At 58.9% G+C, this 26,878-nt stretch carries 17 protein-coding genes and 1 tRNA gene; 14 read left to right on the top strand and 4 right to left on the bottom strand.

Translation table 11 applies throughout. The features are described 5' to 3' along the window. The first annotated feature begins 385 nt into the window (after positions 1 to 385). The 3 genes from CSQ86_RS08940 (at position 386) to CSQ86_RS08930 (ending at position 4,755) form a co-directional block, all read left to right on the top strand. On the top strand, positions 386 to 880 hold the full coding sequence (locus tag CSQ86_RS08940; protein WP_100494781.1) for a MarR family winged helix-turn-helix transcriptional regulator: 495 nt from the start codon (positions 386 to 388) through the stop codon (positions 878 to 880). 208 nt (positions 881 to 1,088) lie between these two features. Beyond that, positions 1,089 to 2,885, top strand: a complete 1,797-nt coding sequence (locus tag CSQ86_RS08935; RefSeq protein WP_100494780.1) for an ABC transporter ATP-binding protein — start codon at positions 1,089 to 1,091, stop codon at positions 2,883 to 2,885. Between the two features lie 28 nt (positions 2,886 to 2,913). Next, complete coding sequence (locus CSQ86_RS08930) at positions 2,914 to 4,755, top strand: ABC transporter ATP-binding protein (RefSeq protein WP_100494779.1); 1,842 nt, start codon at positions 2,914 to 2,916, stop codon at positions 4,753 to 4,755. A gap of 253 nt (positions 4,756 to 5,008) precedes the next feature. Here the strand turns inward: CSQ86_RS08930 and CSQ86_RS08925 are convergent, their stop codons facing one another. Then, the gene (locus tag CSQ86_RS08925) at positions 5,009 to 6,001 is read right to left on the bottom strand and encodes an FAD:protein FMN transferase (RefSeq protein ID WP_165773828.1); all 993 of its coding nucleotides are present in this window, start codon (positions 5,999 to 6,001) and stop codon (positions 5,009 to 5,011) included. Between the two features lie 291 nt (positions 6,002 to 6,292). Between CSQ86_RS08925 and CSQ86_RS08920 the strand changes: the two genes are divergently transcribed. The 3 genes from CSQ86_RS08920 to rsmI all read left to right on the top strand — a co-directional run bounded on the left by CSQ86_RS08920 (position 6,293) and on the right by rsmI (position 9,091). Further along, entirely contained in the window at positions 6,293 to 7,726 is a 1,434-nt protein-coding gene (locus tag CSQ86_RS08920; RefSeq protein ID WP_240542348.1) for an MFS transporter, read from the top strand. Between the two features lie 137 nt (positions 7,727 to 7,863). Next, a tRNA-Ala gene (locus CSQ86_RS08915) sits at positions 7,864 to 7,936 on the top strand. Between the two features lie 153 nt (positions 7,937 to 8,089). Beyond that, positions 8,090 to 9,091: a 16S rRNA (cytidine(1402)-2'-O)-methyltransferase gene (gene rsmI, locus CSQ86_RS08910; protein WP_420838161.1), complete on the top strand. Its 1,002-nt coding sequence runs from the start codon at positions 8,090 to 8,092 to the stop codon at positions 9,089 to 9,091. On the opposite strand, the gene CSQ86_RS08905 is transcribed toward rsmI, so the two are convergent. Continuing rightward, the gene (locus CSQ86_RS08905; RefSeq protein ID WP_207761576.1) at positions 9,088 to 9,372 is read right to left on the bottom strand and encodes a variant leucine-rich repeat-containing protein; all 285 of its coding nucleotides are present in this window, start codon (positions 9,370 to 9,372) and stop codon (positions 9,088 to 9,090) included. The two genes, rsmI and CSQ86_RS08905, sit on opposite strands and share 4 nt — an antisense overlap. Positions 9,373 to 9,448: 76 nt before the next feature. Further along, complete coding sequence (locus tag CSQ86_RS08900; protein WP_100494807.1) at positions 9,449 to 10,084, bottom strand: hypothetical protein; 636 nt, start codon at positions 10,082 to 10,084, stop codon at positions 9,449 to 9,451. Positions 10,085 to 10,272: 188 nt separating this feature from the next. Here CSQ86_RS08900 and metG point away from each other — a divergent pair, with 188 nt between their 5' ends. Both metG and CSQ86_RS09800 read left to right on the top strand, forming a co-directional pair. After that, a complete protein-coding gene (metG, locus tag CSQ86_RS08895) occupies positions 10,273 to 12,147 on the top strand; it encodes a methionine--tRNA ligase (protein WP_100494776.1) in 1,875 nt (624 codons plus the stop codon). A gap of 458 nt (positions 12,148 to 12,605) precedes the next feature. After that, on the top strand, positions 12,606 to 12,776 hold the full coding sequence (locus CSQ86_RS09800) for a hypothetical protein (RefSeq protein ID WP_165773827.1): 171 nt from the start codon (positions 12,606 to 12,608) through the stop codon (positions 12,774 to 12,776). A 101-nt stretch (positions 12,777 to 12,877) separates the two neighbouring features. Here the strand turns inward: CSQ86_RS09800 and CSQ86_RS08890 are convergent, their stop codons facing one another. Then, on the bottom strand, positions 12,878 to 14,203 hold the full coding sequence (locus tag CSQ86_RS08890; RefSeq protein WP_165773826.1) for an ABC transporter substrate-binding protein: 1,326 nt from the start codon (positions 14,201 to 14,203) through the stop codon (positions 12,878 to 12,880). Positions 14,204 to 14,525: 322 nt separating this feature from the next. Here CSQ86_RS08890 and CSQ86_RS08885 point away from each other — a divergent pair, with 322 nt between their 5' ends. The 6 genes from CSQ86_RS08885 (at position 14,526) to CSQ86_RS08855 (ending at position 26,870) form a co-directional block, all read left to right on the top strand. After that, positions 14,526 to 18,575 (top strand): fibronectin type III domain-containing protein, encoded by a 4,050-nt coding sequence (locus CSQ86_RS08885; protein ID WP_100494774.1) that lies wholly within the window; start codon positions 14,526 to 14,528, stop codon positions 18,573 to 18,575. A gap of 103 nt (positions 18,576 to 18,678) precedes the next feature. Then, positions 18,679 to 20,088 (top strand): MFS transporter, encoded by a 1,410-nt coding sequence (locus CSQ86_RS08880; protein WP_100494773.1) that lies wholly within the window; start codon positions 18,679 to 18,681, stop codon positions 20,086 to 20,088. Between the two features lie 215 nt (positions 20,089 to 20,303). Next, positions 20,304 to 21,515 carry a LacI family DNA-binding transcriptional regulator gene (locus CSQ86_RS08870; RefSeq protein WP_207761575.1) on the top strand — a complete coding sequence of 404 codons (1,212 nt, stop codon included), beginning with the start codon at positions 20,304 to 20,306 and terminating at the stop codon, positions 21,513 to 21,515. Continuing rightward, complete coding sequence (locus tag CSQ86_RS08865) at positions 21,512 to 23,101, top strand: MFS transporter (protein ID WP_165773825.1); 1,590 nt, start codon at positions 21,512 to 21,514, stop codon at positions 23,099 to 23,101. The genes CSQ86_RS08870 and CSQ86_RS08865 overlap by 4 nt, the downstream gene beginning before the upstream one ends. Before the next feature lie 63 nt (positions 23,102 to 23,164). After that, positions 23,165 to 24,121, top strand: coding sequence for a TatD family hydrolase (locus tag CSQ86_RS08860; protein WP_100494772.1), 957 nt, complete (start codon positions 23,165 to 23,167; stop codon positions 24,119 to 24,121). Between the two features lie 157 nt (positions 24,122 to 24,278). Then, positions 24,279 to 26,870, top strand: a complete 2,592-nt coding sequence (locus CSQ86_RS08855) for a KUP/HAK/KT family potassium transporter (RefSeq protein ID WP_207761574.1) — start codon at positions 24,279 to 24,281, stop codon at positions 26,868 to 26,870. The last annotated feature ends 8 nt before the right edge of the window (positions 26,871 to 26,878 follow it).

The following is a 26,878-nucleotide window of genomic DNA, read 5'->3' as shown; positions in this document are numbered from 1 at the left end:
GTGCGGACGTGAAGTGCATGTTGCACATGCCCGCTTCCTCTGCTTCATGGGTGCAGCCGGCTATACTGCATAACAATACCTTGTGACTAGCGTTACGTAACATCATGGTCCCCCTTCGTTGGGATGGCTGCAATGCCATCATGTAGCTTCTCAGCATAGACGTAATTCGTTACAAACGCTAGAAAATAAGGCGTTTCCGCCCTGGATGTGTGGTTGTGGGCGCTATTTAGGCATGTGGAATATCGCTGTTGAGCTTTATACAGTTTTGTTTATAGTGTGAGATATTATTGGTGGCGGTTGCGGGCAGCGTGGTGTTGAGAACGATGCCGGTTGCGCCTGCACCAGAGTCGCGTATTGCGGTCTTGCATTGCAAAGGAGATGTGCCGTGGGATATGAGGAAGAGGCGGTGGATGAGCTGTGGCGTGACGTGTGGTGCCATAGGTCGCAAGTGCAGCGCGACCTCAATCATGGTGCCGGCGAATCGTTTGTGATTCGCATGCTGGCCCATCAAGGCACGATGTCTCCCTCGCAGATCGCCGATGCCATGCATGTGACGAGCGGACGCATTTCCGCGGTTCTGTCTGCGCTGGAGAAAAAAGGTCAGATTGTGCGGTCCGTGGACCCGCAGGACCGCCGTGCGGTGCGCGTGGAGCTCACTGATGCAGGCCGTGAGCGCGGGCGCAAGGACATGCAGGAAATGCGCAGCACAATCTGTTGGATTTTCTCTCAGATGGGGGAGCGGCGCACGCGCGAATTCGTCGACCTTGCTCGTGAGTTCTCCGTTTACCTGTCGCTTTGCAAGCCGGGTGAGCCGCGACCTACGCCGGAGGAAGTGCGCAAGGCATTCGAAAAAGGGTCTCAAGATTCTAAGGATGCGTAACGCGACGTACGCGACGTGTGACGCGAAGCCGCATAACGCGGTCGAATGCCGGCTCGGCGCATGCTGATTCTGCTCATAGTGAATTCTTGGATGTCGTTGAGTCGCGCATAATATCTTACAGTGTAAGTAATAAATACTAGAAATAATTAAGTACGTTGATTGCTCTGCTGGGTAGTCGGCAATCACATCAACAACACAAGGGGAAACAATGCTTCGCATCATGAAATATCTCTCCAAAGCGGAGATAGGCCAGATGCTGCTCGCACTGGTGACCATCGTGGGGCAGGTCTTCTTCGACCTGAAGCTGCCGGATTATATGTCCGACATCACCACACTGGTCGAAACACCGGGCAGTGCCATGGCTGACATCTGGATCGCGGGCGGCAAGATGCTGCTCATCTCACTCGGCTCTGTAGCCTGTGCCATCATCACCGGCTATCTTGCCGCGCGCGTCGGCTCGTCATTCACCCAACGGCTGCGCTCGTTGGAATTCCGCCAAGTCGAATCGTTCGGTCCGGCCGAAATGAACCGATTCTCCACCGCGAGCCTCATCACCCGCTCCACCAACGACATCACGCAGATCCAGATGTTCATCACCGTCGGCCTGCAGCTCATCGTCAAATCGCCGATCATGGCGGTCTGGGCCGTGGCCAAAATCGCGGGCGAAGGCTTCGAATGGACGCTGGCCACCGGCGTCGCCGTCGTGATCCTGCTGGCCGCCATCGCAGTGATGATGGCCATGGTAATGCCCAAGTTCAAAGCCATGCAGCAGCTCACCGACAACATCAACCTGGTGGCCCGCGAGAACCTCACCGGCCTCAAGGTCGTGCGCGCCTACAATGCCGAGGATTATCAGGAATCCAAGTTCACCAAGGCGAACAAGGAGCTCACCGAAACCCAGCTGTTCACCAACCGGACCATGGCATTCATGATGCCGCTGATGAACACCATCATGAACGGCTTGATGCTCGCCGTCTACTGGATTGGCGCTTATCTTATCGATGCCGCGGCTCTTACCGACAAGCTCACCCTGTTCTCCAACATGGTGGTCTTCTCCAACTACTCCGTGCAGGTCATCATGAGCTTCCTCCTGATGAGTATGGTGTTTGTGCTCTGGCCGCGTGCCGACGTGTCCGCGCAGCGTGTGCTTGAAGTGCTTGATACCAAGCCAATGGTGGAAAACGGCATCAAAACCTCTACTGACATCGCCAAAACCGGCCAGCGCGGCACGGTGGAGTTCAAGAATGTGAGCTTCACCTACCCGGATTCGCGCGAGGCGATGCTTGAAAACATCAGCTTCAGCGCCAAGGCCGGGCAGACGGTCGCGTTCATCGGCTCCACCGGTTCGGGCAAATCCTCGCTGATCAATCTGGTGCCGCGTTTCTATGACGCCACCCAAGGCCAGGTGCTGGTCGACGGCGTGGACGTGCGTGACTACGACCTCAAGACCCTGCGCGACAAAATCGGTTACGTGCCGCAGCAGTCGGTGCTGTTCAAGGGAACGGTAGCCTCCAATGTGAGCTACGGCGACCAGCCGGGTGATTCGGCTGCCGAGCGCACCGGTGTGTCCGTGGAACAGATGAATCGCGTCAAGGCGGCGGCCGACGTGGCACAGGCCAGCGAATTCGTCAACCGTATGGACGGTGGATTCGAAGCGGCCATCGCACAAGGCGGCTCCAATGTATCCGGCGGTCAAAAGCAGCGCTTATCCATTGCGCGCGCAGTCTACCGCCATCCGGAAATCCTGATTTTCGATGATTCATTCTCCGCGCTGGACTTCAAAACCGACCGCGAAGTGCGTGAGGCTCTTGCGCGCGAAGCCAAGGATTCCACCAAACTCATTGTGGCCCAACGCATCGGCACCATCATGAACGCCGACCTCATCGTCGTACTGGACGACGGCAAAATCGTCGGCCAAGGTACCCACAAAGAACTGATGGAAACCTGCGAGGTCTACCAGCAGATCGCCGAATCCCAGCTCAGCAAAGCCGAGCTGATGGCCTGATTACAAGAGCCAACGAAAGGACTTACCAATGCCAAGAGGACCTATGGGGCACGGCCCGGGCGCAGGGCGCACGGTCGAAAAGCCCAACGATTTCGGCAAAGTCATGGGCAAGCTCGTTGCCTACTGCCGTAATTACATTCCTGTCATCATCATCGCGCTCATCCTGGGTGCGGCCGGCACCATCTTCCAAATCATCGGGCCGGACAAGCTCAAGGACATGACCAATACCATCGTGGCTGGCTTGCCGGCCGTCGTACATGGTCGCCCGGTCATGCGGTCGATCGATTTCGGCGAAGTCGGGCGCATCGCCTGGCTGCTGGTCGCCCTGTATGTGGGCTACGCCGTGCTCAGCTACATTCAAAGCTGGATGATGGCCAACGTCACCCAGCGCACAGCCCAGCGCCTGCGCGAATCCATCTCCATCAAAATCAACAAACTGCCACTCAAGTACTTCGACAAAGTCAGCTACGGCGACGTGCTGTCCCGCATCACCAACGATGTGGACGCCATCGGGCAAACCCTGGGGCAATCACTTGGCTCTCTGATTACTTCGGTGACGCTGTTCGTGGGCGCGCTGGTCATGATGTTCTACAACAACGTGATTATGACGCTATGTGCCATCGGTGCCAGCCTGCTCGGCATGGTCTTGATGATGCTGATCATGAAGGTCTCCCAGAAGTACTTCGCTCAGCAGCAGGCCGCATTGGGTGATGTGAACGGCCACGTGGAAGAAATGTATGCCGGGCATGTGATTGTGAAGGCGTACAACGGTGAGGCCGATTCCATTCGCCGCTTCGAAAAATACAACGCGGATCTGTACGAATCCGGCTGGAAGTCGCAGTTCCTTTCCGGCCTGATGATGCCGCTGATGAACTTCGTGGGCAACTTCGGCTACGTGGTAGTGTGCGTGGTGGGCGCGGCGCTCGCCATGGACGGGCAGATCGAATTCGGCGTGATTGTGGCGTTCATGATGTACATCCGTCTGTTCACCCAGCCGCTTTCCCAGTTCGCGCAGGCCTTCCAGAACCTGCAGCGTTGCGCGGCAGCCGCCGAGCGCGTGTTCGGTTTCCTTGAGGAGCCCGAGATGGCCGACGAATCCGGCAAGGCCGCGCTGCTTGGCGCCTCCGGGCATAAGGTCCGTGGCGACGTGGAATTCAGTCATGTGCAGTTCGGCTACGAGCCGGGCAAGCCGATCATCCATGACTTCTCCGCATCCGTTGCGGCTGGCCAGAAGGTGGCGATTGTTGGGCCGACCGGCGCCGGCAAGACCACGATGGTGAACCTGCTGATGCGCTTCTACGAGATCTCCGGTGGCTCGATTTCCATTGATGGCGTGGATACCAAGTCTGTGCCGCGGTGGAATGTGCATGACCAGTTCTCGATGGTGCTGCAGGACACATGGGTGTTCCGTGGAACAGTGCGTGAAAACATTGCCTATGCGAAGCCTGGTGTGACCGACGAGCAGATCGTCGCAGCCTGCAAGGCCGTCGGCTTGGATCACTTCATCCGTTCCTTGCCGCAGGGATATGACACGGTTTTGGACGACAAGTCCTCGCTTTCGGCCGGTCAGAAGCAGCTTTTGACGATTGCTCGCGCGATGGTGCAGGATGCGCCGATTCTGATTCTCGACGAGGCCACCTCTTCCGTGGATACTCGAACTGAAGAGTTGATTCAGAAGGCCATGGACGCTCTGACCGTGGGGCGCACCTCGTTCGTGATCGCGCATCGACTCTCCACCATTCGCGACGCCGACATGATTCTCGTCATGAACCACGGCGACGTGATCGAGCGTGGCACTCATGAGGAGCTGCTCGCGGCGGGTGGGTTCTATGCCGACCTCTACAACTCCCAGTTCACGCTCGCTGGATGATGGAGTGTCCTCGTCGTTGCACACATCAGCTGGTTCGCTTTGCTCGCTGAGTGAGAGTTTTGGGGGATCGATCTGCTGATTAGGCTGATTTGCAGTTGTGTCCCACTGGTCTATGGGACGCACCTGCAAATCACCTATTTCTGCATTTCCGTTCCTCGGAAATGTGCCATTTTTGATGATTCCGCAGGGCGCGCGTCAGGGAGCGAATGGGACGCAATTGCATTATCGCCGGATTTGCGATTGCGTCCCGCAGTCATGCAGTGAAAAAGCCACCGGGGAAGTCGGGGGACCGGGCGGCGGTGCGGTCGGCATTAAGGATCGCGCAATCAAAAGCGAAATAGCGCCGCAATCGCTCGGCTGGAGTAGTGAATAGGGCAGTGGCCAAGCCGTCAGCGATTGCGGTTGGATGCGATACGCCGCCGTCGAATTGCTTTACATCAACCCACGTGGCGGCCACATCCTCAACCGGCAGTCCGTCAATGGCATTGAGTAGATGATGCAGTGCGTGCCCGGCCACTTCACCCCAGTGACGGCGACTGGGAGAACTTGCGCAAAATGCGCCATCGCTCAACGCCGCTGTACCTACCGCGCGATTGGGGTCGGCTGGATCTTCAAGAGCGATGGTGACGGGCTCAGTTGTGTGAGCCAGCAGATCACCGCCCGCGTCAATCACAAAGGCATCAGTATGCGGTGCCAAAATCTCCGCAATCAAATCCACCAAATATCCCTTGCCGCATGCGCCAAAATCAAGGGCGATCGGTCGATACGTGACCAAAGTAGTTCCGTGGCGCTGCACATCATTGCGCCATGTCGGGCGGCCGTGGATTGCGCCGAGACGGCCTGGATTTGGTGCATTGCCGGTGTGCGATTCGCCGGAGTCATATCCGAATGCGTCCGGTGAAACAGCAAACGAATACTTGGCGTCATAGCCCAACCGAATTAGATCCTCACCAACGCACGGATCGATGGCTCCCTCGGTGGCCTCAAACAGCCGGTCATACAAATCGAATAAACCAGCACATTGGTCAGGGAAATCAAACGTGCCGCCGTGCTCAGCCATGCGCATCTGAGACACCGGTGAATCCGGGCGGAAGCGGGAGAGCGCGGATTCGTACTCATCGATGAGCGATCCGATGCGGGCATGTAGATCGTTGTCCACCGGATCGCTGGTGTGCAGCAACAATCCAGTGCCTAATGCGTGGGGGAAAGCGGTCAGATGGGGCAACTGTTCAGACATGCCGGTCATGAGCACTATCGTAGACGTAAGCTGCGCGTAGATTGCTTGAGGAGCAGGTGGTTTCTCGCTTGCGAGGGGTACATCGGCGTTTCGTCGGACATCTATCTGCGTTGTGAGGGGTACCTGAGACGCTGCATCGCGTGTACTGTCGGTATAAGTGTGCGGATGGTACATGGTTATTTCGTTTCTACGTACCCCTCACAAAGCAGATAGATCTCCAAGAATGCCCCAATGTACCCCTGCTAACGGCGTTACGGTGATACACTGCTCTTGACATAGTGTCAACAAGGAGGTTTGGCTATGAGCGGTTCTGATCGAATTTCCATTGATGCGCAAGCCGGCGCGGCTGCGGGCGATGCCACGGCAATCTCGGCAATCAAAGACCTGCCGCTCGCCAAAGTATGGGCATTCGCGGTCGGGCAGTTCGGCTGGGCATTGCTTTCCGGCATCATCTCCAACTGGCTCGTGTACTTCTATCAGCCCGACCAGGAAACCATCAACCAAGGCCAAACCGTATTCGTGCCACAAGGTCTGGTGGTGCTCGGCATCGTGACCGTGGTGGGCGGCATCACCGCATTCGCGCGCTTCTTCGATGCGTTCGTGGACCCGGCGGTAGCCTCGCTTTCCGATCGCTGCAATGCCAAAGCTGGCCGCCGCATGCCATTCCTGAAATACGCCGCCGCGCCGCTGGCCATCGTCACCGTGCTCGTGTTCTGGAGTCCGATCAACGGCACGAGTTGGACTAACGGAGCCTTCCTGTTCGTCACGGTAATTGGCTATTACATTGCGCTGACGTTCTACTGCACGCCATACAACGCGTTGATTGCCGAACTTGGCCATGACTCCAAGCAGCAGCTCACCATCTCCACCGCGATTTCCTTCACTTGGGTGGCCGGTACCGCCGTGGCTTATGTTGCACCAGTGATTTGGGGTGGATTGGTGCCCGGTCTCGGCCGCATCACCGCCATTCGCGTGACCTTCACCATCATGGCCGCAGTGGCATTCATCTGCATGTTGGTGCCGCCGCTTGCCATTCGTGAGAAGGATTACGTCAATTCGCAGCCCACCTCCGAATCCACTATCGAATCGCTAAAGCAAACCTTTGGCGACGGCGAATTCCGCAAGTTCGTGTGCTCCGATGTGGTCTACTGGGTGGCCATCACCACCTTCCAAACCGGTCTGCCGTTCTTTGTCACGAGCTTGCTGAAGCTTCCGGAAACCACCACGACTATCTACTTCGTACTGATGACCGGCGTTTCCGTGCTGTTCTATGTACCGGTCAACATTCTGGCCAATAAAGTCGGCAAGAAGCGTCTGCTGCTGGTTGCATTCGTAATCTTCACCTGTGCATTCGCCTTTGCCGGTGCGCTCGGATCAGGGGCGCTCGGTTTCCTGCCGGCTATGACGCAAGGTCTAATGCTCTCAGTGGCGGGTGCCATCCCTATGGCCGCGTTTGGTATTCTGCCGCAGGCCATTGTGGCCAATATCGCGGACGCCAGCTCGAAGACCACTGGCCAGGACCGCCAAGGCATGTTCTATGCTGCCCGAACCTTTGCGATGAAGATGGGCCAGTCCGTGGCCATGTTGCTGTTCACTGGAGTGTCCACCATCGGTATGGTATCCGGTGCCGGCTACCGCATCGCGGCTGTGTGCGCCGCAGTGCTTTGCGGCTTGGGCGGTATCGTGTTTGCCTTCTACAACGAGAAGAAGGTGCTGGCTGTTCTCGAACGGTAACACATGATCCCTAAGTGGCTTCCCGAGCGGTATATGGTATATACAGCCGGGAAGCCGCGCGTAGCCTTGAATTGCGTTTGACGGCACCTCGTACTATATTTATGCGAGTTGCTTTGCGAAGCAGGGCAACAATCCAAGGGGCTGTAGCTCAGTTGGTAGAGCGCTTCGTTCGCATCGAAGAGGTCGCGGTTTCGACTACCGTCAGCTCCACTTGGGTCGCTTGCATTCATTCCACCGCGAGCGGCCCTTTTCTTTTTCTTTCGATTCCTCTGATTCTCCGATGCCGTCGTCGATAATGCTGACTAACTCCGTGGGGTGGGGAATACTGGAGATATGACAAGCGCAGAGAACATGGCAGACGAGATGATTGAGCAGGCTGCTCCTGGGGAGCCAGTGGCGCCGAATGAGGGGAATGCCGCTGACGGCACCGCCTCTCAGGATAACGAAACCAGTGCGGCGGATGCCCGATCTGCAGCGGTACACATCCCTGCCGGTACCGTAGTGCTCGCCGCCACACCAATCGGCAATATCGGCGACGCCTCCGCGCGCTTGGTCGCACTGCTGGAGCGCGCGGATATCGTGGCCGCGGAAGACACCCGTCGCCTCTACGATCTGGCGCGTCGACTCGGTGTGTATGTGACTGGCCGCGTGGTGGCCTACCACGATCACAATGAACGCAGCAAGGCCGACGGACTGCTCGATCAAGTGGAGACCGGAGCGACCGTGCTTGTGGTATCCGATGCCGGTATGCCGACCATCAACGATCCCGGGCTCGCCATCGTGCGTCGCGCCATCGAACGCGGTCTGCCAGTGACTTGCGCACCCGGCCCCTCCGCGGTACTGGACGCGCTCGCCCTGTCTGGACTCCCCACCGACCGCTTCTGCTATGAAGGATTCCTGCCACGCAAGCATTCCGAACGTGTGCAGGCGCTGCGTGCGCTGCTGCCCGAACGCCGCACCATCGTGTTCTACGAGACGCCGCACCGCATCGCCGATTCGATGGATGATCTGTTGGATGCGTTCGGCCCGAATCGCGAAATGGCACTGTGCCGCGAACTCACCAAGGACTATGAGCAGGTTCGACGCGGCACTATCGGCGAGATTCACCAAAGCGTGATCAACGATCCTCCGCGTGGTGAAATGGTGTTGGTGATTAGCGGCGCCTCCAGCGAAGAGGCTGAGGCCGCGGCTCCCAATTCGCTGAGCGTTGAGGATTTGGCGGTACTCGCCATCGACCGTGCGCTTGAAGACGGATTGCGCATCAAGGACGCGATTGCTCAGGTGGTGCAGGAGCACCCTCTGCCGGACGGTTCGCTGGTCAATCGCAAGCAGGTGTATGCGGCTGTACTGGAAATCAAAGGCTAGCGCGGCGCTTCGGTTTCCAGCGATTCAAGCAGTACTTCAAGTGCCGGTTTCACGCCTGGACCTCCTGCTTGGGAGATGAATTCCAAAATCGCGGCATCGGCTTGAGGATTCGCCACAATCCACTTGCGCAGCTCGGGAAGATGAAGTGCGATATGCCAGAGCACGTCCATGTCGGTGTCCGGCGAGCACGCTACTTGAGGCGTCAGGATGATTGGCGGAGCCGGGGGAGTCGTAAGGTCCTGGATTTCCTCGGGCTCCTGATGCAGAGCCGCATCCGGCAACCTATGGGATTGCTTTAGATGATGCAATCGGCGAGCGGAAGAGTTTCGGCTTAGGCTACGTATTCGTCGTTTCCAACTAGTCATCGCCGTCGCCCCAAGTGACTTCGTTGATTTCTCGCTGCACGGCATTGAAGAAATCCTTTGCTTTTGCCGCATACTTATGATGCCGATGTTCCTTAATGATTTGCAGGCAATCGTTCGGTCTGAATTCATAGGCGGACATCAGCTGGCAAACCAGATTATTGATGGCGGATGGCTCGCTGCCCTCGTCAGGCGCCATGACTAAATCGCAGGCGGTTCTGGCGGGAGTGGTGATGGATAATGTGCCAAGCTTCATGATTTGTTCGGGCAGTGTCAGCCGTTTGAAGACGCGGATTCGCCGCCCTGCGGACGATGATCGAAAGTGAGATGTGGAAATAACGTCGATGGTGGCGGGGAAGTTGGGGCCTCCCAGCCACACCCAGGCGGCGGTCTGGGTGCAGGCCACTGTGCCGAATGGCGCTATCGCGGCCACGATTGAGGCTCGCCCATACAGTGTGGTGGCATGTTCGGACCAATAACCGGAAAACTCGTCGAGTTTGCTGACAGTGCCGAACTCGCTCAGTCTATTGAGACTTAACGGACCGGGAAGGTCGTCTGTATGCAGTAACGGGGGTACGAAGGGGCGTGATCGATCGGTGGTGTTCATCGTTGAACGTTGTGAAGTGCTCATGGTTTTACCGTGGCACAATTCGTTGGCTGCCGCCACCCGGATTGTGAAAACGGTGGATAAGTGGATAACTTTGGCCGGTAGACAGGGGGTGTGGATAAGTCGGTGGATATCGCCGAGCATACGTTGGGCGAACGCTCTCGCGTTCTCTATGCCCAACGTGTCCCCTGTTCGCCGGATAATCGGGGTTTATGAGTCATGTATTGGTGAATGTTGCTTGGCCGTATGCAAACGGCCCCCGTCATATTGGCCACGTTGCCGGCTTTGGTGTGCCGTCCGACGTTTACGCGCGCTACGAGCGCATGAAGGGCAACGACGTGCTTATGGTCTCCGGTACCGATGAGCACGGCACCCCGATTCTCGTGGAAGCCGAGAAGGAAGGCCTCTCCGCGCAGGAGCTCGCCAACCGTTACAACCGCGTCATCGCCAAGGATTTGTGCGATCTCGGCCTGAGCTACGACCTGTTCACTCGCACCACCACCGGCAACCACGAGCACGTGGTGCAGGAGATGTTCAAGCAGTGCCTGAAGAACGGTTACATCTACAAAGGCACTCAGCAGGTGGCCATCTCCCCGTCCACCGGCCGCACCCTGCCGGACCGCTACATTGAAGGCGAATGCCCGATCTGCCACGCTGAAGGCGCTCGCGGTGACCAGTGTGACGCTTGTGGCAACGAACTCGACCCGGATGAGCTGATCAACCCGGTCTCCAAGATCAACGGTGAAACCCCGCGCTTCGAGCAGACCGAGCACTTCTTCCTCGACCTGCCGGCGCTCGCCGAAGCTAACAAGGCATGGCTGGAGACCCGCAAGGGCTGGCGTACCAATGTCATCAACTTCTCCCTTGGCCTGTTCAAGGAAGTCAAGCCGCGCGCCATCACCCGCGACATCGACTGGGGCATCCCGGTACCGGTCAAGGACTGGATCGACAATCCGAACAAGAAGCTCTACGTGTGGTTCGACGCCGTGATCGGCTACCTGTCCGCATCCATTGAATGGGCCCGCCGTCAAGGCGATCCGGAGAAGTGGCGCGAATGGTGGAATGACCCGAGCTGCCCGGCCTACTACTTCATGGGCAAGGACAACATCACCTTCCACTCCCAGATCTGGCCTTCCGAGATGCTGGCCTACAACGGTCAGGGTTCCAAGGGCGGCGAAACCGGCCCGATGGGGCCGCTGAACATGCCTGAGCAGGTCGTGGCCAGCGAGTTCATGACCATGGAGGGCAAGAAGTTCAGCTCCTCCCGCGGCATCGTGATCTACGTGAAGGACATCCTCGCCCGCTATCCCGTGGACGCCGTGCGTTACTACATCTCCGTGGCCGGCCCGGAATCCTCCGACTCCGACTTCACCTGGGCTGAGTTCGTGCGCCACAACAACGAGGAGCTCGCCTCCTCCTGGGGCAACCTGGTGAACCGTGTGGCCAACCTCATCAACAAGAACTTCGGTGAAATCCCGGCTCTCGATGAGGATTCCATGACCGACGAGGACCGTGGCCTGCTCGAAGAGACCGCCGCCGCATTCGATGTAGTCGGCTCCTCCATCGAAACCCACCATCAGAAGCATGCACTGGCCGAAGCCATGCGTGTGGTCGGCGACATCAACAAGTACATCTCCGCCACCGAACCGTGGAAGATCAAGGACGACCCGGCCCGCCTCGGCACTGTGCTGCACGTGGCTGCCCAGGCCGTTTCCGATGCGAACCACCTGCTGGCTCCGTTCCTGCCGCATTCCGCGCAGAAGGTGTGGGAGGCTCTCGGCGGTACCGGCACGTTCTCCCCGCTGCCTGAGCTGCGCGAAGTCGAAGATCTCGACAAGCCCGGCTTCAAGTACCCGATCATCACCGGTGACTACAAGCTCGGTGTGAACGTGCACCCGTGGAAGAGCGAACCGATCGAAGTTGGCGCTTCAGTGCCGAAGCCGAAGCCGATTTTCGCCAAGATTCCGACCGAGGCCGTGGAAGAGGAACTGGCTCGCTTCGATGAGGCGCTGGCTGCTCGCCGTGCCGCTGAAGCCGAGCGCCTGGCTGCTGAAAAGGCCAAGCTGGCCGCTGAGCAGGCTAAGTAAGCGAAGCTCAACCAAACGAATGCCGTGGATGCTGATAAGGCTCCACGGCATTCTTATTGTGAGGGCAGCGTTACAAAGTCAACACAGTTTGTCAAGAAAACTCTCAGAAAAGCACATCGTATTGCCAAGGAATGGGCGGTTATATAGAACATGTCAACGGATGAAGTTCATACCGATGGCGAGGTTTTCCGAACCCCATAACTGAACCCTTCTTCTCTCTTCTCTCTCACCCGGCGTTTCCCGCGCCGGGTTTCTTTTTGCAAGCACCCCGATACGCAAATGAAATCTAACGCGCTACCGGCGGTATTCATTACGGCAAATAATGGCAAAGAGCGACCGGGCGATTGATGGCAAATTTTGGCAATTGCGTGCGGCAATAAGCTGAGCTTCATGTGAATAGATGGTTTGCCGCAACGAGTGCGGTGGTCGATACGCTTCATGGAAAGGAACGAATGATCATGGTGGATCAGATTGTTGTCGCAAGCGCGACTGTAGCTGCGGATTGGCAGAATGCATTGGTCTCCACCGGTAGCACGCTTGGCAAAGCCGCGATTGTGATGGTCGTGGTCGGCATCGGCGGTGCCGCAATCGATGCCGTGGCCCGCTATATCAAGAACCGCTTCATGTGACGGTCGATAAGCTCGGAACAGATGGCCCGTATCTGGCGCAAATCAATGAGATATGTGCTGGATACGGGCCATCTGATATGTGTTTGCGAACAGACTTACCGCTACTTAACTGTGAAGCCTTCCTGCTCGCCGTAGGTCTTGAGCGAATCGCCCCACTGTACTAAGGCGTTCTGCAGTGTGATTTTGCCGTGATACGCCTGACCGATTGAATCGACTGCAATCGAGTTCGCGTATGCCATGTACGGCAGGTATTCGAACTTGGTGCTCACCTCTTTCGAGGCCTCGGCAATCACCTGATGCGTGGCCTGCCCGCCGAAGAACGGGTCCTTTTCATTCAGCCAATCATTGTCGGAGAGCACGGAATTCAGCGGCGGCAATCCACCTTGCGCAAGATTGACCTTGACGCCGCCGTCGTGCGCAAACCATTCGGCGAATTCATATGCCGCCTTCGCCTTGGCGTCATCGGTGCCCTTGGGCAGGGCCAATGCGCCGCCGCCGTTCTCTCCGTTCGCGTGCTCTCCGGCCACGTACTGCGGCATTGGCGCGATGCGCCACGAGCCTTTGGTCTGCGAGAGATTCTTTTGCATGGAGGAGACCATCCATGCGCCGGTTAACAGGGTGGCGATGGAGCCGTCGTCCAGTTTGCGCCACCATTCATCGGTCCAGCCGGTGGTGGAGGTGTCGATGAGGTTGCCGTCCAGCATCGGCTGCCACATGCCGGTGAACTTTTTCACGTTTTTACCGCCGAAGTTCACGCTCACGCTCGTGCCGTCTACGGTGAACGGCTGCGCGCCGGCCTGCCAAAGCATCGAAGTGATAAAGCCGCCGTCGCCCGTATCGTTAGCAATATGCGCACTGCCGGGCAGGGCCGCAACTTTTTCGGCGGCGTCACGGTACTCATCCCACGTGGTCGGTGCGGTGGTCACACCTGCTTTGGCCAACACGTCCTGGTTGTAGAACATCGCCATCGGGCCGGAAGAGATGGGCAATCCATATGGTTCACCGCTCACGGATACGTTGTTCTGCGCGGCCTTGGTGAAATCGTTGCGGATTGAGTCGAAACCGTAGTCGTTCATTGATCTCAGCTGATCGGAAATGGCGAACTGATGCACGGCGTTGTAATCGAGATAGACCACGTCCGGAATGCCGCGGCCAGCGTTGATTGCATTGGTCAACTGCATGTATTCGTCTTCGTTTGCGCCGGCGTTGGTCACTTTGACTTTGATGTTCGGGTGAGTCTTCTCGAAGGCGGTGACGAAGTCATTGATGGTGGATTGCCAAGTCCACAGTGTGATTTCGGTGGTGCCTTGCTCGCCGCTGGTGCTGCCGCATCCGGCTGTGGCAGCGATCAAGCTGAGGGCCACTGTTGCGGCGGCGGCCATGCGAATCCTCGATTGACGCGAGGTTTGGCGAAGCAGACGAGACATGTGCAGACACTCCGATGTTGAACTGGACAATATTGCGAACTTCCGAAGGCAGAGTTTACCCATATCGGGCTTGGAAAAGTGGTCGGAACTGCCATTTATCTAGGAAATGGCAAAGGTCGGCAATTCCTAGGCGGAAAAAGGAATCCGCGCATGGCAAGCGACGGCAAAAACTGGCAAACTGGCGCAAAACTTGGATGGCAAAAAACGGCAAACAATGTAGCGCCCCTATGGTGAGCCATGTGATTCGGCACACCGCAGCGAAGAAACTGCAGCAGGCCGATGCGAAGACCAAAGAATCGATGAGGAATCGAAAGGGATTGCAATGAGGCTCAACCTCAATGGTGTGTGGGACTTCTACCCGAACGGCGGGCAGGAGCGTTTTGACATCGTCGTGCCGACTTGGTGGGACTCGTTGCCCGCCACCACCGGCTACCCGGCTGACTGGGAGAAGGGATTGCACCACGGTGTGTACGTCAAGACCGTGGATCTGCCGGAGAACATCACCGATGAAGACGTATTCCTCCACGTCGGCGCACTCGCCACGCTCGGCAAGGTGTTCGTCAACGGCCAGTCCGTCGGCCCGCTCAGCACCAAGGGCTACCTGATGACCCTGCTGCCGTACGACCTCGATATCAACAACGTGGTCAAGCCAGGCGCCAACGAAATCCGCATTGAAGTCTGGTCCGTCAAGGCTCTGCCGGAAGACGCGCTGGCCACCGAAGGCGGCCCGGACCGTCTGCTCTTCCCGTTCGGCGTGGAGAACATCGTCGGCCGCGTGGGCATTGGTGAAGATGTCGAGATCGTCACCAAGCCGAAGCTCAGGATCGACGATCTGCAGATCATGCCAGATCTCAAGAAGAACGCTGATCCGTCCGACGACGAACTCGTCGTGAACGTGACCATCGTCAACCACACTGCAGCAGACGCTGACCTGAAGCTCACCGCAGCCGTGCACCCGTTCAAGGGCGACACCACTACCGCCGCGCTCACCTTCGACCCTGCCGACGTGCACGTCGCAGCCGGTGAGAGCACGGTTGTGAAGCTCGATAAGGGATGGCCGACCGCCCACTACTGGTCTCGCACCGACCCATTCCTGTACACCGTGGACGCCGCCATCGCCGACGCCGATGCCAAGCCTGTGCACGAGTACTCCGACCGCTTCGGCTTCCGCCAGTTCTGGCGCGAAGGCGACAAGTACATCATCAACGGCGTCAAGATTCGCCTGCGCGGCGACTCTCTGTGCTTGCTCAACCAGGGCGACCGCGATCTGATTAACGAAATCGGCGACTCCTATGGCGTGATCCTCGACGACAACCATGCCATGGATGAGATGGCCAAGGCTTGGCTCGACGCCTACCGCCATGCCAACTGCAACATCATCCGTAACCACATTCGCTCCGTGCCATCCCACGTGCTGATGGACCATGCGGATGAAACCGGCATGCTGCTCGAAGAGGAAACCGCGTTCTGGAACCCGGGCTCCACCTCCAACGTGTCCCTCGACCCGCCGTATTACCTGAACTACTCGGACGAAGCCATCGGCTACTACACCGAATGGGTTGAGCGCTGGGTGCGCGAATACCGCAACCACCCGTCCATCGTGCTGTGGTCCACCACCAACGAGGCTTGGAACCCGAACGATGCCGAAATCATCATCCCGCCGCTGGAAGCCGCAGCCAACCGTGAGGACCCGACCCGCTTGGTGATGAACGACGGCTTCAACAAGCCGATCACCAACGAGGATTCCCGCCACTACTTCGGCGGCTACCCCTCCGGCATGACCTCCGCGCCCGACATCTACGATCTCTACCAGATTGACGGCGACCTGCCACTCGGCGCTGGCGAAGAGTTCTCCGTCTCCACCGCAGGCATTCCGCAGTACGCCGAAGACGGCACGATCAAGGACATCTACCACGGCCGCTTGAACGGCAACCCCGACACCATCTCCCGCGCCGACTTCGGCCGCGAAGTGGGCCGCGTGACCCGTGGCGTGCGTACCACGCGTATGGCCAACTGGAAGCCGTTCTGCCTGTCGATGTTCATCTATGACAATATCGAGAAGGTCATCGAACTCGATCAGGAGCACACCAAGCACGGCTTGAACCCGAAGGCCCTGCTGCGCCCGCAGTTCGACCCGACCGCCGAAGGCGACGCCCGCTGGATCGAAGGCGACGGCTACCGCTACTTCGCCAACTCCTACGCCGATGTGGCCGCATTCGACAAGGACTTCGACAAGGAACCCCGTCTCGGTCTGCCGCACCACATCTACCAGCTCGGCACCGCCTCCCAGCGCACGCTGCTTGTCTACAACGACGAGGAAATCGACGGCACCGAACTCGAGGTCCGCTGGACTGTTTCCGCACACAACACGCAGGATGGCACGGTTCGCGAAGTCGAATCCGGTTCCCAGACCATCACCGTGGACCACGGCGAATTCACCGAGCTGCCCATCACCATCCATGTGCCGGGCGAAGTGGAAACCTACGAATCCAAGCTCATCGAAACCCTGAGCGTGGTGAAGAACGGCAAGCTCAAGTTCACCGAAGACAACTTCCTCGGTTGGATTGGCCGCCCGGCGCCCGCCAAGATCGGTGCCAGCCGCGAAGTCATCGACCTCGGCACTGTGGACTGGGTGTCCTGCAACGTCAAGCACTGCCTGCATCTGAAGCAGGAAGGCGGCGCTCTGAGCGAAAAGTGGACCGCCCGCGTGGTGGATGACGCCAACGGTTCCATCAGCTTCGAACGTCTCGCCGGCAATCTGCGCCACGAGCAGGAGCTGTTCTACACCGTGAACGTGGCCGGCCTCGAATCCGGCAAGGATTACACAGGCCAGATTGAATACACCGGCGAGAACGGCGACACCGTAACCATCACCGTGAAGTTCACCGCCGGCAAGATGCCGTGCAAGTGCCAGGCCGCCAACAAGGCTCTGGGTGCTACTGTTCGCGTCAGCTCCTCCTCCGAGCGTTACGGCTGGACCGTGGCTTCCCTGGTCGATGGCGAATTCAACGCCGACTACAACCACTTCGGCTGGTCCAGCGAGCCGACCAAGGAGAACCACAGCGAATGGGTCTCCCTGAAGCTCGCCGAGCCGACCACCGTGGCACAGGTCGTTCTTGCCCCACGTGGCGAGAACCCTGGCGGTACCGTTGCCGAAGCCTTCCACGGCGAAGGCGAAGGTGTCGGCGGTGTGCAGGAATTCGCCGCAGGTCACCGTGCCTTCGACCCGAACCAAGGCCAAGGCTTCCCGGTCGACTTCACCATATCCGTTTCCGCGGATGGCAACGCCTGGACCAAGGTCGTTGACAAGCATGATTATGCGCTGCCTGCCAACGGCAAGCCACGTGCTTTCGACTTCGCTCCGGTGGACAACGTGCGCTTCGTCAAGCTGGAAGCCTCCAAGCTTCGCGCCAACCCGAACGAACACGACGAGTACGCCCTGCAGCTCGTGGAAATCGCCGTCTACGCCGACGCCCACATGCCGGCCATCCCGTCCGAACCCACTGATGTGAAGGCTTCCGTGCAGTCCCACGACGTGCAGGTCAGCTGGAAGTTCGCCTCCGACGGCCGCTCGCCAATCCTTGGCACCAAGCTCACCCTGACCAATACAGCCGGTGAAATCATCCCGGCCGAAGTCACCGGAACCGACACCTACGCGCTCATCAGCGACGTGCCGGCCGGCGAATGGACCGTCACCGTGCAGGGCCGCAACGAGATCGGCGAAGGCGAAAGCGCCACGTCCGAGGCCTTTAAGGTCGGCCGCGACACCGCCAACGAGGTTGACGATCAGCTGCCGCAGCCTAAGGCTCCGGTCGCCGAACTGCTGGTGGAATCCGGCGCTGTGGCAGTCTCCTGGAACGATGTGGGCACCCGCTCCGGCTTCGGCAAGGGCGGTACCAACATTCACCTGACTCCGGTTGATGAGTCCGCTGATTTGCCGAAGCGCGTCGCCTGGACCCCGACCGGCACCACCGCCTACACCTTCACCGATGTGGCACGCGGCACCTATCAGGTGACCATCGAAGCCACCAACGGTGACGACAAGGTCTCCCAGGCCAGCGAACCGAGCGAACCGATCATCGTGGCCGCCGTGCCCGCCAAGCCGAACAAGCCTGGCGTCACCTCCACCGCCGACACGATGAACGTGACTTGGAAGGCTCCGGCCGACGGCGGCACCCCGGTCACCTCCTATGTGCTGACCCTGCGCAACCTCACCGAGAACACCGTCAAGGTGGTCAAGGCCGAAGCCGGCGAGGAAGCCAAGAGCGTGTCCGGACTGAGCGCCGGCAACTACACGGCATCCGTGATCGCGGTCAACGCCATCGGCATGTCCGCCGAGTCCAGCCCATCCCTACCCTGCCTCATCAAGTAATCAAAGATTTTGCCGCAGCCTCGGCTGTGGCGAGCGGTGTGATGCAAGGGAAGGCTTGCATCACACCGTGCAATAACAAGAAAGAACTAAGGAGTTCTGCACTATGAGCACTGCAACAGCGCAGTCAGTCAAGAAGACGCCGAAGAAGCTGACTTGGCTGAACATCGTCGGTTATGGTTCCGGCGATCTTGCCAACAACATCGGCTGGCGTATGATGTCGATGTTCCTGGCCACCTACTACATCTACATGGGCATCGACCCGGTGACCACCGCTAACATCTTCCTGTTCGCCCGCTTCTTCCAGGCTGTTGTGTACCTGCTCGCCGGCAACTACGCCGACCGTGTCAAGCCGAACAAGAACGGCAAGTTCCGTCGCCTGGTCGTGATGTTCGGCGTGCCGATGATGGTGGCCATCGCCCTGATGTACACCATTCCGGCTGATGCGAACATGAGCGTCAAGGTGGCATGGGCCATCGTCACCTACCTGCTCTACCAGCTGCTCGGTGCTTTGGGTGGCGTGCCGTACGGCGCACTGCTTGGCGCCATGACCCAGGATCAGAACGAACGTCAGCGCCTTTCCTCCTCCCGTATGGTCGGTGGCGCCCTGTTCGGCCTCATCGTTACCTTCACCCTGGCCCCGGCCATCAACACCGTCAAGGATCAGGCCGCTCTCGCCAAGCTGATGCTCCCGATCGTGTGCATCTTCTGCCTCGTCGGCGCCCTGATTTACGTCTTCCTGTACAAGACCACCATCGAGCAGATTGATGTGCCGACCCAGCCGAAGGTCTCCTTCGTTGACACTCTGAAGGCCATCGTCATGAACCCGGCCCTGCTCATCCTGTGCTTCGCCACCGGCTTCTACCTGATCGCCACCTGCGTCGGTTCCATCGGACCGATTATCGCCAAGGAAGTGCTCGCCAACGGTGCTGACGCCGGCACTCTGGCCCTCATCACCACGATTGTCACCTTGATCAACGCCTCCATCGGCGTGGTCGCCTCCCCGTTCGGCCCGGTCATCGCCCGTCACCTCGGCAAGAAGGGCGGCTGGTACCTCGGCTGCGCACTCGGCATCATCGGTGGTGTGATGTTCATCTTCGTCTCCAACGTGTGGCTGTCTCTGGTGGGCATGGCTCTGAACGCCATCGGCGCCCAGTTCTGCGGCAACTACGTCTGGGGCATGGAAGGCGACACCGTTGAGTACTACGAGTGGAAGACCGGCAAGCGCACCGATGGTGCCGCCATGGCTGGCCTGAGCTTCTTCCGCCAGATGTTCGGTGCCCTGACCTCCTGGCTCGGCCCGGCCATCCTCGCCTTCACCGGTTACAAGTCCGGCATGAACGTGGCCCAGGATCCGACCGTTGCCGAGAACCTGCGTCTCGCCGCTGGCCTCGTGCCGCTGATCGGCTTCGTGATCTCCGCCGCGATCATGTTCTTCTACCCGGTCACCGAGAAGAAGTTCGCCCAGATCAAGGCCGAGCTCGCCGAGCGTCGCTCTAAGGCCGTCGAAGCCTGACCCTATCCACAGCCTCCCTCTGATGAGGGAGGTGCCAGCGGAGCTGGCGGAGGGAGAGAAGTGCGGTGAAACCCGCACGGGATGGTATCGGTAAAGCCGATTCCATGCCCTTAGCCGTGCTGTTTCTCTCCCTCACCCGCTTCGCGTGAGCTCCCTCGTCAGAGGGAGCCTTTTTCTATATATAGTGGAAGGCAATACACCAGGGGAGGGCTGAGATGGCAGAACAGCAGCGCAAAGCAACCGATCGCGTGCGCCTGGCGGACGTGGCGGACGCTGCCGGCGTGGCCATCTCGACTGTCTCCCGCGTATTCAGCAATCCCGACCGCGTCAACTTCCAAACCGTGGAGCAGGTGCGCGAAGTCGCTGAACGCCTCGGCTACCGGCCGAATCCCCGCAAACGTCACATTGCGGCTGCGCAGTCACCAATGCAGTCGCAAGTGCAATCACCAGCACCAGCACAGTTGCAAACTGCATCACAGCCTCAGCTGAATCAGCCCATTGCTTCCATGCCCTTCCACACCAGCTCTGCCGCGCAAAACCATGCGACCGCAAGCGGCGGGGTCATAGCGCTCGTAGTCAAAGACACCACCGACGGCATCTCCTCGCAAATCCTCAAAGGCGCGCAGATCACCGCCATGGAATCCGGCAGCGCAGTCGGCCTCATCGAAGCCGGCCAATCCCAGCAGCGCACCCAGCAGCTGCTCACACACTTGATCGGCAAAGTCGACGGCGTCATTCTGGCTACCGACTCACCCGGAGTCGATTTCATCCGCGACTATGCCAAACGTGTGCCGCTCGTGGTGCTCAATCGCCCTGTGGACGGTGTTCCCAGCGTGGTGCCTGACCCGCGCATCGGTGTGGTGCGTGCGCTGAGCATGCTGCGCCGCTACCATCACACGGCCATCACCTACGTATCTGGTGCGACTTCGTGGGCCAACCAATCCCGATGGTCCTGCCTGCATGACATCGGCCAGCGCATGGGCTTCCGTATGAATCACATTGGTCCGGTGCGCCCAAGCGTCGAGGGTGGCTATCAGGCTGCGCTCGCCCTCGAAAACTCCAAGCCCACCGTCGTCATCACCTATAACGATTTGATTGCGGCCGGCATCGTTTTGCGTCTGACCGCGGACGGCGTGCGAGTGCCGGAAGACATATCCGTCATTGGTTTCGACAACACGCTGATTGCTCCGGTGGTCACGCCGCCGATCACGTCCATCCGAATCCCTCGCGATTTGCTTGGCCAAGCCGCAGTGCGATTGCTGCTCGGGCGCGAATCCGGGGCAGTGCGCAACCCCGCGGATGCCCAGCTTATGGATCAGCTCAAAGAGCTTGGTGTGCGCAACGAAGAGGAGCAATCCGCGAATGTCACTTTGGTGGATACTTCTATTATTGTGCGCAGATCTGTAGGCGAAAGGCGCGCGGAATGAGCGGAAGCAAACGTGAAACATCGCGTGAAACACAGTCAGAGGCAGAAAGTCATGCGCTGAGCCATGCCTTGCAGAATCCTGGCGTGCGCAAAATCACTTTGCGCAATGCCATTGGATTCGGTGTCGGCGACTTCTACGGCGGCGGTCAGCTCACCATCATCGCCGCTTACCTTTCCTTGTTTTGGACCACGTTCTGCGGCATGTCCATCGCCACCGCACAGTCGGTGATGGGACTCAGCGCACTGATCAGCGCGGTCGCTGCCCTGCTCTTCGGCGTATTCGACGATAATCTCTACCGCTACAACATCGGTCTTCGCTTCGGTCGGCGTCGTTTCCTGCTGATGATTATCGGCCCATTGCTCTTGTTCGGCATCTTCCTATGGATTCCGGGGCTGCCGCTCGCCGCCTACGCTACCGCCTATGTGTTCTGGGTGGTGCTCGCCCAGCTGTTCCAGACTGCGTACAATCCACTGCCTGGCGAAATGACGCCGGATTTCAACAGTCGCGCCAAACTCTCGACTGTGCGCATGTTCATCTCCACCAGTGCGGCGACAGTGATTCCTCTGGCCGGCAGCGCGGTGCTCGCGATTTTCGGCGAACGCACGCCGACCGGCTACATGATTTTCACCATCGCCACCACGGTGCTGTTCGCGCTCGCCGTGTTCGCCTGCTGGCGCAGCACATGGGAAATGAGTCCGGAAGAGGCCGGATTCGGTGCCTACGCACGCGGTGAGAAGCATGAAGAATCGATTGGCTGGGCGGGCTGGCTCAAGCGTGCGGGCAAAGTGATGCGCGAATACGCCACCACATTGCGGGTCAAGGAATTCCGCAAGCACTTGTCGATTTACCTGTTGGTGCAGGTTTCGATGGATGTATTCGGTCAGACGTTCGTGTTCTTCGTGGTCTACGACTGGAATCGCACGGCCGCGTTCGCCTCGCTGCTGCTCGGCTGCACGGCTATCTCCATGCCGCTGATGCCGGTATTCGGATGGGCGATGACGCGCATCGGACCGAAGCGCCTGTATGCCATCAACTTCATCGGCTGCCTGATCGGTGTGGCATGGTTGTTCGCCGCGTGGCTGCTGGCGGATTCGACACAGCCGGTCGCCTGGACCGTGTTCGCACTTGTGGGCTCGCTTTGGTTCTTCGCCTTCAAATCGTTGTGCGGCTACCTGCCATGGGCCGTGTTCCCGTACATTGCGGATATCGACCAGATTGTCACCCGCCGGTACCGCTCGGCGACATTCGCCGGAATTCAAGCCTCCTTCCGCCAGCTCGGGTCAGGGCTCGGCACGATTTGCGTCGGGCTCGTATTGGGGGCGGTCGGATTCGACGCCACCTTGCAGCATCAAAGCTTTGCCGCCAAAGCCGGTTTGGGTGTGGTATTGCTCGGTTGGTTTGCCTTTGCGATGATCGTCTGTTGGATTATTTCCGCTCACTTGGTGATTAATAAGCACACGGATTCGGTTGTGCTGGCTGAGATTACGCGACTGCGCAACGGCGGCGCGAAAACGGATGTGGATGCGGAGACCCGCCACGTGGTCGAACGTCTGACCGGACTGCCGTACGAGCAGTGCTGGCGCTGATCGGCAAGTGCTTCCGATAAAGCGCAAACCTGCATATGCGATTTCCGAATACACTAGGAAGCCATGAGCAAGCATCATCGCGATCGTAGCTGGGCACCCGCACCCGAGCCGCTGCCCGAAGACATTCAAGTCATTGATGACCACACGCATGTGGCATCCGTTGTGCCATTCGCGCGCGCCATGGACCATGAGGCGCAAACCAAAGGCCAGGCCCCCGTACCTGTCTACGATGTGGACCAGCTGCTCGCACAAGCGCAAGCTGTCGGCGTTGGGGGTATTATCGACTGCGGTTGCGAGCTGCCGCACCTGATGACCGCTGTGCAGATGGCCCTCGATCATCCAGGTAATGTGCACGCGGCGCTCGCAATACACCCTAACGAGGCCGTGCTGCACGGGCATCGCGGAGTGCCTGGCCCGGATGGATTGCCGCTGAAATACAAGCCCTACCACGACACGAGTTTCGAGGACGCGCTCGCCGAAGTGCATCGTTTGGCCACACAATACCCCGAGCAGGTGGTTGCGATTGGCGAAACCGGCATGGACCTGTTCCGCACGGGTGAGGGCGCCAAGGAACTGCAACGTGAAGCGTTCCGCGCACATATCGCGCTCGCCAAGGAACTGAACCTGCCGATGCAGATTCACGACCGCGACTCACATCGCGAGGTCATTGAAACCCTGCTGGCAGACGGTTCCCCGGAGCGAACCGTGTTCCATTCGTATTCCGGCGACGCCGAAATGGCCCAGATTGCACGCGAACAAGGCTGGTATCTAAGCTTTTCCGGTACGGTGAGCTACAAGGGCAACGATGGCATCCGCGAATCATTGCGCATTGTGGGGCTCGACCACGCGATGGTGGAGACCGATGCGCCATACCTGACACCGATGCCGTATCGCGGGCGGACCAATGCGCCCTACATGATTCCCTATACGCTGCGGGCCATGGCCGACACGTTGGACGTGCCGATTGCCGTGGTGGCGCGCGGTACCCGTGCCACCACCCGTGAGGTGTACGGCATCTGATTCGCGCCGCTGGATTCATGCGGTAGAAATTAGACAGTGTGCCCTGTTTTTGCGAGTTGTGAAGGTTCCGTTACGGGGCTACGATGTCATTCGTTAGAGAACGGGATGAATCTGAATTCGCGGGATGTGGTTGGAACCCGCATGGAGGACTGAACGTATGGTTGAGTCAGACAGGCAATCTTCGCGCGCCCGAAAACAGAATAATCACGCTGAAGAAACAGTCAAAACTCAGGCCGGTGCTGAAAAGCCGGCCAAACAATCCAAGCAATCGAAACAGTCGAAGCAGTCGAAACAAACCAAACAAGGCAGCGCCAAACGGGCGGCTGCAATCCAAGCGGAACAAACAGCCATAGCCCTGAAGAAAGAAGAAGCCGCGCTTCTTAGGGCAGATACATACACGAACGCTCCTAAGGTTTCCCGCCGCACGCTGACCAAAGAAGAGCGTGAAGCGCTCGCCAAGCAGCGCGAAGCCGAAAACAAGGAAGCCGAGAAACTGGCTTCCACCGCGGCAAAAGGCCGTATAGGCCGCTGGTGGGCGCGCCTGCAATCCGGGCCGAACAAAATCACGTGGAGTATGGCCATTGTGGCCCTCGGCGTGGTCTATGGCGACATCGGTACCTCGCCGCTCTACACCGCGCAGACCTTCCTGTCCGGGCAAGGCGGACTCGGCAATGTGGAGCGGGACGCTGTGCTCGGCATGCTCTCGCTGGTGTTCTGGTCCATCACCCTGATCACGACCGTCAAATATGTGCTCATCGCCATGCGCATCGATAACAATGGCGAGGGCGGCATCTTCGCGCTGTATTCCTTGATTCGCCGCTATGGCGCATGGCTCGCCATCCCGGCCATGCTCGGTGGCGCGGCGTTCCTCGCCGATTCGGTGCTCACCCCGGCCGTCTCCATCAGCTCCGCAGTGGAAGGTCTGCAAACCCTGCCGCCGCTCGAGCAGCTGTTCGACGACAATCCCAGCCTGACCCTGATGATTACCGTGGTCATCATCGTGGTGCTGTTTTCCGTGCAGTCGCGCGGCACCGAGTCCATCGGCCGTGTATTCGGCTCGATTGTGCTGGTCTGGTTCAGCTTCCTCGCCATTGTGGGCCTGTTCAACCTCTCCGCCGACTGGTCCGTATTCGAGGCGCTGAATCCGGTCTATGGCATCAAATTCCTCTTCAGTCCGCATAACGAAGCCGGCATCGCGCTGATGGGCACCGTGTTCCTTTCCACCACCGGCGCCGAAGCCCTCTACTCCGATATGGGCCATGTGGGCCGCGGCAACATCTACTTCACCTGGCCGTTCATCAAAGTGGCGCTCGTGTGCAACTATTTCGGTCAAGGCGCATGGATGCTATCCAACAGCCGCAACCCCGAATACACCACACTGAAAACGCTCAACCCTTTCTTCCAGATGATGACGCCGAACGTGCGCTACATCGCCGTAGTACTTTCCGTCACCGCCGGTGTAATCGCATCCCAAGCCCTGATCACCGGCGCGTTCACGATGGTCTCCGAAGCCACGCGTCTGAACTGGATGCCTCATCTGCAGGTGCGCTACCCGGCCCGTACGCGCGGCCAGCTGTACATTCCCGTGGTTAATGCCGTGCTGTGCGCCTCCACGCTGATTGTGCTCGCCATCTTCAAGGATTCCGAACACATCTCCGCCGCTTACGGCCTGGCGCTCACCATCACGATGATCACCACCACCGTGCTGCTCGCCGTCTACATCTGGCATGACGGGCATCGATTGGGCGCCGTGGTGTTCACAGTGGTATTCCTGGCCATTCAGATTATGTTCTTCATCGCGTCGATGGCCAAATTCCTGCACGGCGGCTGGTTCACGATGCTACTCACGCTTGGCATCCTCTTTGTTATGTACACATGGAACGAAGGCACCAAGCTTGAGCGTGCGCAACGCCGGCATATGCGCCCGAACGACTTCCTGCCTGCGCTCGACAAGCTCCACGGTGACTTCCGCATCCCGTATTTCGCGGATAACATCGTCTATCTGACTTCCGATTCGGAAACCAAGCGGCTCGATACCGATATCTTCTTCTCCATCTTCGCCGACCATCCCAAGCGCGCCCGCGCCTGGTGGGCGGTAAGCGTGGAGACCACCGATGAACCGTTCACCCGCGAATACTCGGTGGAGAACTTCGGCACCAACTTCCTGTTCCGTGTGCGTTTCCGTTTGGGATTCAAGGTCTCCCAGTCCATCCCGGCGTACATTCACCAAATCATGCATGACTTGTCGAAAACCGGCGAGCTGCCCAAGCAGAAGTCGATCTACCCGAAAGTCGATGCTGACCCTGACATCGGCACGATTCGCTATGTACTGATCCACAAGGCGCTAATGCCGGAATCCAAGGTTTCCGCTCGCGGTGCGTTCTCGCTGCAAACCAAGTATGCGATCCGCCATATGGCAGGTTCGCCGGTGAAGTGGTTCGGCTTGGCACCATATAATCCGTTGGTCGAAGTGCAGCCGCTGTTCGTCTCCACGCGCCGGCCTCCACGCCTGAAGCGCATGGACGCATCCAATCGCCCGGTGCCGATGCCGTCGCGCCAGAAAGCCGACCCTGCAGCCATTCCGGACCCATTGGACACCACTGCCGGCCTCGGCGAATTGGTGAAGGCAGTGGAATCCTCCATGGATTCCCCGGAAAAACGCCCGGTTCCGAAGTCCAGAACCAAGTCCGATTTCACGCATGCCGATGCCAACACCGTGGCTCATCTTGCCCAAAAGAGTCGCAAATAAACGCTCTA

It is taken from the genome of Bifidobacterium felsineum, from assembly GCF_002802915.1.
GTDB classification, from domain to species: domain Bacteria; phylum Actinomycetota; class Actinomycetes; order Actinomycetales; family Bifidobacteriaceae; genus Bifidobacterium; species Bifidobacterium felsineum.
This window is presented reverse-complemented; position numbering and strand designations above follow the sequence as displayed.

What these genes read in the sequence shown, in the direction of transcription:
- CSQ86_RS08935 (WP_100494780.1), top strand. Translation starts at nt 1,089, where the DNA reads ATGCTTCGCATCATGAAATATCTCTCCAAAGCGGAGATAGGCCAGATG.
- CSQ86_RS08930 (WP_100494779.1), top strand. Translation starts at nt 2,914, where the DNA reads ATGCCAAGAGGACCTATGGGGCACGGCCCGGGCGCAGGGCGCACGGTC.
- CSQ86_RS08925 (WP_165773828.1), bottom strand. Translation starts at nt 6,001, where the DNA reads ATGACCGGCATGTCTGAACAGTTGCCCCATCTGACCGCTTTCCCCCAC.
- CSQ86_RS08920 (WP_240542348.1), top strand. Translation starts at nt 6,293, where the DNA reads ATGAGCGGTTCTGATCGAATTTCCATTGATGCGCAAGCCGGCGCGGCT.
- rsmI (WP_420838161.1), top strand. Translation starts at nt 8,090, where the DNA reads ATGATTGAGCAGGCTGCTCCTGGGGAGCCAGTGGCGCCGAATGAGGGG.
- CSQ86_RS08900 (WP_100494807.1), bottom strand. Translation starts at nt 10,084, where the DNA reads ATGAGCACTTCACAACGTTCAACGATGAACACCACCGATCGATCACGC.
- metG (WP_100494776.1), top strand. Translation starts at nt 10,273, where the DNA reads ATGAGTCATGTATTGGTGAATGTTGCTTGGCCGTATGCAAACGGCCCC.
- CSQ86_RS09800 (WP_165773827.1), top strand. Translation starts at nt 12,606, where the DNA reads ATGGTGGATCAGATTGTTGTCGCAAGCGCGACTGTAGCTGCGGATTGG.
- CSQ86_RS08890 (WP_165773826.1), bottom strand. Translation starts at nt 14,203, where the DNA reads ATGTCTCGTCTGCTTCGCCAAACCTCGCGTCAATCGAGGATTCGCATG.
- CSQ86_RS08885 (WP_100494774.1), top strand. Translation starts at nt 14,526, where the DNA reads ATGAGGCTCAACCTCAATGGTGTGTGGGACTTCTACCCGAACGGCGGG.
- CSQ86_RS08880 (WP_100494773.1), top strand. Translation starts at nt 18,679, where the DNA reads ATGAGCACTGCAACAGCGCAGTCAGTCAAGAAGACGCCGAAGAAGCTG.
- CSQ86_RS08870 (WP_207761575.1), top strand. Translation starts at nt 20,304, where the DNA reads ATGGCAGAACAGCAGCGCAAAGCAACCGATCGCGTGCGCCTGGCGGAC.
- CSQ86_RS08865 (WP_165773825.1), top strand. Translation starts at nt 21,512, where the DNA reads ATGAGCGGAAGCAAACGTGAAACATCGCGTGAAACACAGTCAGAGGCA.
- CSQ86_RS08860 (WP_100494772.1), top strand. Translation starts at nt 23,165, where the DNA reads ATGAGCAAGCATCATCGCGATCGTAGCTGGGCACCCGCACCCGAGCCG.
- CSQ86_RS08855 (WP_207761574.1), top strand. Translation starts at nt 24,279, where the DNA reads ATGGTTGAGTCAGACAGGCAATCTTCGCGCGCCCGAAAACAGAATAAT.